A 9,046-nucleotide genomic window follows, 5' to 3' on the forward strand; every position below is an offset into this window, starting at 1 on the left:
GTTGGATAACATCATAGATATTATTTTTTTAATTTATGGCTTCTAGTTTAACAAATTAGGAGCGCTTTTTTCTGATTATTTTCTATCGTTCAACACTTCTGATTTGGGACATACCCACCCTTAAACCATAAAAGCACCGCTAAGCGGTGCTTTTATGGTTTCTAAGATAGCCTCAAACTACTTAATAATCTTGGTGACAACACCAGAACCAACAGTACGACCACCCTCACGGATCGCGAAACGCATTTCGTTCTCGATCGCAATAGGGTTGATCAACTCAACGGTCATCTTGATGCGATCGCCTGGCATCACCATTTCTGCATCACTACCATCATCAGCCGTGAAGCTGGCAATAGTACCAGTTACGTCAGTTGTTCGCACATAGAACTGAGGACGATATCCTGGGAAGAAAGGAGTCTTACGACCACCTTCTTTTTCAGTCAAAATGTAAACCTGACCTTCAAATTCAGTGTGAGGGTTAATCGACTTAGGCTTAGCCAAAACCATACCACGCTCAATATCAGATTTTTGAATACCACGGAGCAGAAGACCAGCATTGTCGCCAGCTAGACCTTCGTCCAAGCTCTTCTTGAACATTTCAATACCAGTAACAGTCGTAGTACGAGTATCAGCAATACCAACTAGTTCAACAATATCGCCAACCTTGACCGTACCACGCTCAATCCGACCAGTTGCCACTGTACCACGACCAGTAATCGAGAATACATCTTCAACAGCCATCAAGAAAGGCTTATCAACAGCCCGCTCAGGAGTAGGAATATAAGCATCCACAGAATCCATCAAAGCCCAAATCTTATCAACCCAAGCATTTTCTCCGCGCTGAGTCTTAGGCTCTTTAGTCATCTGCTCAACTGCCTTCAATGCCGAGCCACGAGTAATGGGAATATTATCACCATCAAAATCGTAGGAAGAAAGCAGTTCACGCACCTCAAGCTCAACCAGTTCAACTAGCTCATCTTCGCCTTCCATTTGGTCTTCCTTGTTCAAGAAAACAACGAGGTTAGGTACGCCAACCTGACGAGCAAGCAAAATGTGTTCACGAGTTTGAGGCTCAGGACCATCAGCAGCCGATACCAGCAAGATCGCTCCGTCCATTTGAGCAGCCCCAGTGATCATGTTCTTAACATAGTCAGCATGTCCTGGGCAGTCAACGTGAGCATAGTGGCGCTCAGTGGTTTGATATTCAACGTGAGCAGTGTTAATCGTGATACCACGGGCTTTCTCTTCTGGCGCAGCATCAATTTGATCATATGCTTTTGCTGTTGCTTGACCTGCGGCTGCCAAAGACATGGTGATTGCCGCAGTTAAAGTGGTTTTACCATGGTCAACGTGACCGATAGTACCAATATTGACGTGGGGTTTGGTTCTCTCAAATTTAGCGCGTGCCATTTTTTCGTAATTATCCTTACTTTTGTAGTTGTTACTCTAGTTTATAGAGCATTTGGGGTAATTTCTACTCTAGTTTATCTGATTGACTGACAAATATCCCCACCAAGAGGGCAGGATACCAACGACACAAGGATTTTAAATTTGTAGGTCGGGCATCTTACCTAACAGGAATTTCAAACACTTTTGCCAATCAACCAGCTAGCCTATAGAGTATCCGTAGAGTAATTCAAAGGGCTACTCTTTTTTGCCCTTGCTTTTAGCAATAATAGCTTCAGCAACATTCTTCGGTACTTCTTCATAATGGCTAAATTCCATCGAGAAGCTCGCTCTCCCTTGGGTTGATGAACGAAGGTCAGTAGAATAACCAAACATCTCAGACAAAGGAACCCTTGCCTCAACCCTCTTGCCAGATGGAGTGTCATTCATACCAGCAATGTTGCCGCGACGGCGACTAAGGTCACCAATCACGTCACCCATGTAGTCTTCGGGAGTTTCCACCTCTACCTTCATCATCGGCTCCAGCAAAACGGGTTTTGCCTTCATAACAGCATCTTTGATCGCCATAGAGCCAGCAATTTTAAAAGCCATTTCCGAAGAGTCAACGTCATGGAACGAACCATGTACAAGGGTAGCCCTAAGGTCAATCACGGGATAGCCCGCCAAAATTCCTGATTCACAGGCTTCTTTCATACCTTGCTCTGATGGTTTGATGAATTCCTTAGGAATTACACCGCCAACAATTTTAGATACAAATTCAAAACCTGTGCCTGGTTCGGTAGGTTCAAGATCGATCACAACGTGACCATATTGTCCCTTACCACCACTCTGACGCGCAAACTTTCCTTCAACATTGGTGACAGCCGTGCGGATAGTTTCACGATAAGCAACTTGAGGTGCACCCACGTTAGCTTCAACGTTAAACTCTCGCTTCATACGGTCAACTAGAATTTCAAGGTGAAGCTCACCCATCCCTGAAATGATGGTTTGATTGGTTTCAGGGTCTGTCATGACACGGAAGGTAGGATCTTCCTCGGAAAGGGATTGCAAAGCCTTGGATAGCTTTTCCATATCCTGCTTTGTCTTAGGCTCAACGGCAACAGAGATAACAGGTTCAGGAATAAATAAGGTCTCTAGAACGATAGGCGAAGTGTCATCACAAAGAGTGTCACCAGTAAAGGTATCCTTGAGACCTAATACTGCGCCAAGATCACCTGCTCTGAGTTCATCAACTTCTTGACGATCATCAGCTTTAAGCACAATCAAACGAGAGATGCGTTCCTTCTTGTTTTTGCTCGAATTTAAGGCGTAAGAGCCTTTTTTCAAAATGCCAGAATAAACGCGCACAAAAGTCAATCGACCATAGGGATCAGACATGATCTTGAAAGCTAATGCTGACATGGGTGCATCATCTTTAGCTTCGCGCATGGCTTCTTGACCATTAGCCAGTATGCCTTGCACAGGTTTGACATCACTAGGCGCAGGCAGATAATCAATGACTGCATCAAGTAGCAACTGTACGCCCTTATTCTTAAATGCTGAACCGCAAGTCATGGGAACGATCAAGCCACTCAAGGTTCCCTTACGCAGACCATCACGCACTTCTTCTTCAGTGATTTCTTGCTCTTCGAGATACTTCTCCATGAGCGTATCATCGGAGTCTGCTACGGACTCAAGCAGCTTAGCTCGCCATTCGTTAGAGAGATCCACCAAATCAGCAGGAATATCTATTTCATCAATATCCTTACCTATTTCGTCTTTATAGATATAGGCCTTCATTTTGACAAGATCAATAATACCTGTCAGATCTGCTTCGCTACCAATAGGAAGTTGAATTGGCACAGCATTAGAGCCAAAACGGGTACGGATCTGCTCTCTTACCCGCAAAAAGTTTGCGCCCATGCGATCCATTTTATTAACGAATACAAGGCGAGGAACCTTATAGCGGTCTGCTTGTCTCCAGACGGTTTCTGACTGAGGCTGCACACCACCGACAGCGCAGAAAACAGCAACCACACCATCAAGTACTCGCATGGAGCGCTCTACTTCAATAGTGAAGTCTACGTGTCCAGGGGTATCAATAATGTTAATGCGGTGATCCTTCCAACTGGTGCTGATCGCTGCTGCGGTAATAGTAATACCGCGTTCACGTTCTTGCGCCATCCAATCTGTCGTTGCGGTTCCATCATGGACTTCACCTATTTTGTGAACAACGCCAGAGTAAAACAGAATGCGCTCTGTAGTTGTGGTCTTACCAGCATCAATATGTGCGGCAATACCTATATTGCGTACCTTATCCAAGGCAATAGAGCGTTCCACAATAGTTTCCTCGTGTTTGTCAGGAATTGAAATTTATATTAAGAATAGTATAGCGAGGTCTGATATGGTTCAGTAGCTAGGTTAGTAGCGGTAGTGAGCAAAGGCTTTGTTTGCTTCTGCCATTTTGTGGGTTTCTTCACGCTTACGGATAGTCTGACCTGTTTCATTGGCAGCATCCATCAACTCATTGGCTAGTTTTGTGACCATGCTACGACCCGCACGAGAACGCGAGTATTGTACCAACCAACGCAGTGCTAATGCTACACCACGATCAGTTCGCACTTCCATAGGCACTTGGTAAGTTGCCCCACCAACACGGCGGGCTTTGACTTCAACTAGGGGGGTGGCGTTGCGTATGGCGCGGTCAAATACTTCTAAGGGCGGGTTGCCTGTACGTTCGCCAATTGTATCTAGAGCCTTGTATACAATATGTGAGGCTACGGAATGCTTGCCACGCGACATGACGCGGCGAATTAGCATACTGATTAATCGGCTGTTATAAACCGAGTCGGGGGGAGTGATGCGCTTTGCAGCTTTTGTTCTACGGGACATTAGAGTAATTAATTCACCTTGTAAAATGAATTGCTAGGTTAGTTTGTTTGAGTGGGGAATTGGTATTCTTAAATTTGCATTCAGTTAGCTAATGTTTTGGCTGGCAAACTTCAATTAACTCTCGGTAAATCCAATGAACAAGCTTTTAGGGGCTGTGTTAATGGTGTGTGTTAATAAGAGGTTGCATCAATTGAGATGAGAGTGCGACCAAGAGACATTTTCTATATGCTTAGAGTGTTCTCTATTTATTTCTTCTTCTTGCCTGTGGAGGCAGCCGCAGCTTGACCTGGTTTAGGTCTCTTTGCACCGTACTTAGAGCGCCCTTGTTTGCGATCTTTTACACCTGAAGTGTCGAGTGTGCCACGAATGATGTGATAGCGCACACCTGGTAAATCTTTTACACGTCCGCCTCTAATCATCACCACGGAGTGTTCTTGGAGGTTATGCCCAATACCGGGGATGTATGCGGTGACTTCAAAGCCAGAAGTCAGGCGTACCCGTGCCACTTTTCTAAGAGCAGAGTTAGGCTTTTTGGGTGTTGTAGTGTAAACGCGCGTACATACTCCCCTGCGTTGAGGACAACTTTTTAGCGCAGGAGACTTTGTTTTGATGTTTATGGTTTGGCGCTCATTGCGGATGAGCTGTTGGATCGTGGGCATAGGTGATGATTTGGTATATCTGCGGCTGTGTATTCTAATTAACAGCACATAATTATAACAATATATATGTCGCAAAGTCAATTGCGATGTTGGGAAATGGCGCATTCTGCGAAAAAACAATGCCTAGTGGTGCGGCGTAAAGTGACGCAATGCTGGGTATTGGGGTGGAAGGGAGTAGTAAAACTAATTTCCAAAAGTGGGGATGCTCTTTTACCAGCTAGAGATCAAACTAGTTAGGATTTTTAAACTCGTGAGGTTGCAGTTTGAGTGATTTGTCTTGTAGGTTAGGTTGTTAACATTTCTTAGCACTATTATAGTTAAGAATTACCTTACTCAACTCACTCAATATGCAGTCATCGGGCGACAACGTTTTCAATCGGCAGTTAACTCGGCAATCACCTTTGATCATCGCGCCATTTTTTTTATGGGGAACCGCAATGGTGGTGATGAAATTTCTATTACCGCAGACTAGTCCGATGTTTATGGCGGCTGTACGGTTGATACCTGCGGGGATCTTGCTGATTGTGGGGGGGATTTATTTGGGTCGTCAACAGCCTAGGGGTTGGCAGGCTTGGCTATGGATTAGTTTGTTTGCGCTGGTGGATGGGGCGATGTTTCAAGGTTTTTTGGCGCAAGGGCTAGTTAGGACTGATGCAGGTTTAGGTTCTTTGCTCATTGACTCACAACCCCTTGCTGTGGCTGTCATGGCGGCAGTTTTATATCAGGAGCGGGTGGGGGGTGCTGGGGTTCTAGGTTTGTTGATCGGGATATTGGGAATTGGACTAATTGGTTTGCCTGCGGAGTTGATGGCGGCATTGTTGGCGGGTGACTTTGCCACCGTTTTGCATGCGGGTATCTTTACAACTGGGGAATGGTTGATGCTGGGCGCGTCTTTGTCGATGGCGGTGGGGACTATTTTGATTCGTCCTGTGGTGCGCTATGCCGATTCTGTGATGGCGACGGGATGGCATATGGTGATCGGCGGGTTGCCACTGTTGCTAATTTCTAATCAATTTGAACAAAATCAATGGCAGTTTCTGGGACTGTGGGGATGGGTTGGCATGATGTATGTGGCGATTATGGGTAGTGCGATCGCCTATGGTTTGTTTTTCTTCTTTGCGTCTTCGGGAAGTTTAACCACCTTGAGCGCCTTAACTTTCTCTACGCCTGTATTTGCTTTGATGTTTAGCAGCTTGTTTTTAGGTGAAAATTTAACCCTAGTGCAGTGGGTGGGGGTGATTTTGACCTTGAGCAGTATTTATTTGGTGAGTGTCAGAGGCATTGATAGTGACATTTCGCAAAGTATGTCTGAGACTCAAGAGATGTTAGAGGTTGCTGGTGAAACTGTTGGGCTTGATCATAACTGAGTCGTAAATAAATCAAGCCCTCAGTTCATCACCGAAGTGCGGGACTTCCCACTCACATTAGTTAAATTATCATACTTTTTTATCTGCAATGAAAGTCGATAAGCTTTATTGATTACCTACCTATTAAGATTAGTTTTGAAGTTAATTTCCTCTGTAAATGCCTACTATCTATGCTGCAATTACCAATCATGGGTTTGGTCATGCTACCCGTACTGCTGCTGTTTTGGCGGAGCTACAACAGCGATCGCCTGATATCAAACTAATTTTGGCGACCAAAGCGCCTCAATGGTTGCTGGAAGAATATATTGAGGGAAATTTTGTTTACCATCCTAGGGTGTTTGATGTTGGTGTGGTGCAGGTTGATAGCTTACAGACGGATATGGATGCGACCTATGGGGCATGGCAGCAGATCCATGATCGCCAAGGGGAGTTAATGGCTGCTGAGGTTGAGTTTATGCAAGCGCATAATGTCGATCTTGTGTTTGGTGATATGCCGCCGATGGTGGCGGAGATGGCGAAGGCAGCAGGGATTCCTTGTTGGATGGCGGGAAATTTTGGTTGGGATTTTATTTATCGCGATTGGGGGGGGAAATTTATTGAGTTAGCCGATCGCTTATCCGCAAGCTATAGCCATTGCGATCGCCTGTTTCGACTGCCCTTTGCTGAGCCGATGTCGAGTTTCCCTAATATTCAAGATGTGGGGCTGACGGGGGCAAAGCCGAAGTTTACTGCTGACTATTTGCGGCAAAAATTTAACTTAGAGGCCGATCGCCCTACGGCTTTGTTAACCTTTGGGGGCTTGAGTTTAGAAGCGATTCCCTATCACAATTTGGCAAAATTTCCTGAGTGGCAATTTATTACCTTCGATCGCCATGCACCTGAATTACCAAACTTGACTCAAGCTAACCGTGAACCCAGCGATCGCCTCCGCCCTGTGGATCTGATGGTGGTATGCGATCGGCTGATTACGAAGCCAGGCTATGGCACATTAGCCGAAGCCTTACGGGTGAATATTCCTGTGATTTGTCTGACTCGTGAGGGCTTTTTAGAAGCACAGACTTTGATTGCTGGGGTGCGGAATTATGCCCACCATTTAATTATTTCCCCGCAAGAATTTTACGAAAGTGATTGGGAATTTTTGAACTTGCCATTTCAGGCACCAGAACTTTTGAATGGTTCTGAGTTGGATATGCATGGCGAACAGGCGATCGCTACGGCAGTGCTGGATTTATTTTCTTGAGTGATTTGATACATTAGGGATCACTAATCCACTTAGAATAAAAAATTCCTAGAAAATTTCTGACACCAGGGAATTGACCACCATGCAAATTGAGCAATGCTATAAGCTCCTAGGATTAGACTCTAGTGCCACTTTGGATGAAATTAACAAAGCATACAAAGCGTTGGCTTTGCTATGGCATCCTGATCGCATTCCTAGAGAAAATGTGCAGTTGCAATTGCAGGCTCAAGAAAAGCTTAAAGAAATTAATCATGCAAGGGACAGTTTACGGAAGTTGACTGAGCAGAATGCAAATACTCCCAAAACGTCAACCCATGGTCAATCTAGCACTCAAACCCATAGCCGCCCCTACCACCAATATCAAACTCGCTATCAGTCTCGCTATCAGAGTAAATATCAAGGACAACAGACACAACAAACTCAACAACAGCGCCCTGAAAGAACTAGCGATCGCCACACCCATAGCCATGATCAAGAAAGTACTAAAGCCTATTCCTCTCAAAAATCATCGCCATCAAACCACAATCCAGATTTGTCGGGGGCAGATTTTCGGGGAGCTGATCTGCGTGAGAAATATCTAGAAGGGCGGAACTTGAGCTATGCCGACCTAAGCAATGCCAATCTTAGTGACGCTTTTTTACACCGAATTAATCTTCAAGGGGCAAACTTACAAGGGGCAAACCTATTTCGGGCAAATTTATTTCAGGCAAACTTGCAAAATGCGGATTTGCGCGGCGCGAATTTAGTTGGTGCAGATCTTAGTGGCGCGGATCTCAGGGGGGCAAATCTAATGGGGGCAAAGGTCGGTTTTGGCGAGAAGGTGATGGTGAAACTAACTGATGTGAATCTAGATGGCGCAATTATGCCCAGTGGGGCGCTTTATATCAAATAAAATCTACTGAGGCTTTGATGGGCGTTGTTGATTGGGCGTTGAGTAAGTGCAAAGCGTTGTAAAACAAAAATAGCGAGCATTACTAACTATTTGCCAGCAATCCACGCTATAGAGGAATTATCCGAGACATTACATAAGCTTAGAGATCTGAAAATGACTTCACATCAGCTAAATTGCTGGATCTTATGCTGTTGTGGAGTTGGTGATTTAGCTAGCTGAGGTTGGGCGATCGCTAGGTATGCTGCTTTGTGATGTCTTAAATTCCGCACTCTTAGTGACTATAACGGACTTTTTTTTTAAGAAATTTAATATTTACTTAATGATCTTGAACCAGTTCACAAATTTAGATCTGGTTACTTTGATCCCTATTTGTGCTGATTAGAATCATAAAAATGGCTCAGTTAGGCTGTAGCTAAAGGTTGTAACTAATAATTATCTAAATCTATGGGGATCACAGTAATAGATTTGTTTTTATTAATTCATGTAAATATAATATATTATGCATTTGCCTGACGGGGCGACAAAAGATATGGGAAGTATGAGTAGATGGGGATTTGAGGATTTAAGATAAAAAAGATAGGTCAAGTCATAGTAAGTATGACCTATCTAG

7 protein-coding genes are annotated in these 9,046 nt (G+C 44.5%); 3 read left to right on the forward strand and 4 right to left on the reverse strand.

Translation table 11 applies throughout. The features are described from left to right. Positions 1 to 177: 177 nt before the first annotated feature. The 4 genes from tuf to rpsL form a co-directional block, all read right to left on the reverse strand. The gene (gene tuf / locus H6F44_RS21055) at positions 178 to 1,410 is read right to left on the reverse strand and encodes an elongation factor Tu (RefSeq protein ID WP_190353056.1); all 1,233 of its coding nucleotides are present in this window, start codon (positions 1,408 to 1,410) and stop codon (positions 178 to 180) included. 234 nt (positions 1,411 to 1,644) lie between these two features. Next, positions 1,645 to 3,726: an elongation factor G gene (fusA, locus tag H6F44_RS21060; RefSeq protein ID WP_190353057.1), complete on the reverse strand. Its 2,082-nt coding sequence runs from the start codon at positions 3,724 to 3,726 to the stop codon at positions 1,645 to 1,647. An 81-nt stretch (positions 3,727 to 3,807) separates the two neighbouring features. Beyond that, positions 3,808 to 4,278 (reverse strand): 30S ribosomal protein S7, encoded by a 471-nt coding sequence (gene rpsG / locus H6F44_RS21065; RefSeq protein ID WP_190353058.1) that lies wholly within the window; start codon positions 4,276 to 4,278, stop codon positions 3,808 to 3,810. A 245-nt stretch (positions 4,279 to 4,523) separates the two neighbouring features. After that, on the reverse strand, positions 4,524 to 4,937 hold the full coding sequence (rpsL, locus tag H6F44_RS21070; RefSeq protein WP_190353059.1) for a 30S ribosomal protein S12: 414 nt from the start codon (positions 4,935 to 4,937) through the stop codon (positions 4,524 to 4,526). Positions 4,938 to 5,284: 347 nt separating this feature from the next. Here rpsL and H6F44_RS21075 point away from each other — a divergent pair, with 347 nt between their 5' ends. From H6F44_RS21075 to H6F44_RS21085, 3 genes are all read left to right on the forward strand, one after another. Then, positions 5,285 to 6,304: a DMT family transporter gene (locus H6F44_RS21075; RefSeq protein ID WP_190353060.1), complete on the forward strand. Its 1,020-nt coding sequence runs from the start codon at positions 5,285 to 5,287 to the stop codon at positions 6,302 to 6,304. 157 nt (positions 6,305 to 6,461) lie between these two features. After that, complete coding sequence (locus H6F44_RS21080) at positions 6,462 to 7,544, forward strand: glycosyltransferase family protein (RefSeq protein ID WP_190353061.1); 1,083 nt, start codon at positions 6,462 to 6,464, stop codon at positions 7,542 to 7,544. 82 nt (positions 7,545 to 7,626) lie between these two features. Further along, complete coding sequence (locus tag H6F44_RS21085) at positions 7,627 to 8,436, forward strand: pentapeptide repeat-containing protein (RefSeq protein ID WP_190353062.1); 810 nt, start codon at positions 7,627 to 7,629, stop codon at positions 8,434 to 8,436. Positions 8,437 to 9,046: the final 610 nt, after the last annotated feature.

The organism is Pseudanabaena cinerea FACHB-1277, assembly GCF_014696345.1.
Lineage (GTDB): Bacteria > Cyanobacteriota > Cyanobacteriia > Pseudanabaenales > Pseudanabaenaceae > Pseudanabaena > Pseudanabaena cinerea.

Bases quoted from the DNA above. Each gene is read 5' to 3' on its own strand.
- tuf (WP_190353056.1), bottom strand. From the start codon at position 1,410: ATGGCACGCGCTAAATTTGAGAGAACCAAACCCCACGTCAATATTGGT.
- rpsG (WP_190353058.1), bottom strand. From the start codon at position 4,278: ATGTCCCGTAGAACAAAAGCTGCAAAGCGCATCACTCCCCCCGACTCG.
- rpsL (WP_190353059.1), bottom strand. From the start codon at position 4,937: ATGCCCACGATCCAACAGCTCATCCGCAATGAGCGCCAAACCATAAAC.
- H6F44_RS21075 (WP_190353060.1), top strand. From the start codon at position 5,285: ATGCAGTCATCGGGCGACAACGTTTTCAATCGGCAGTTAACTCGGCAA.
- H6F44_RS21080 (WP_190353061.1), top strand. From the start codon at position 6,462: ATGCCTACTATCTATGCTGCAATTACCAATCATGGGTTTGGTCATGCT.
- H6F44_RS21085 (WP_190353062.1), top strand. From the start codon at position 7,627: ATGCAAATTGAGCAATGCTATAAGCTCCTAGGATTAGACTCTAGTGCC.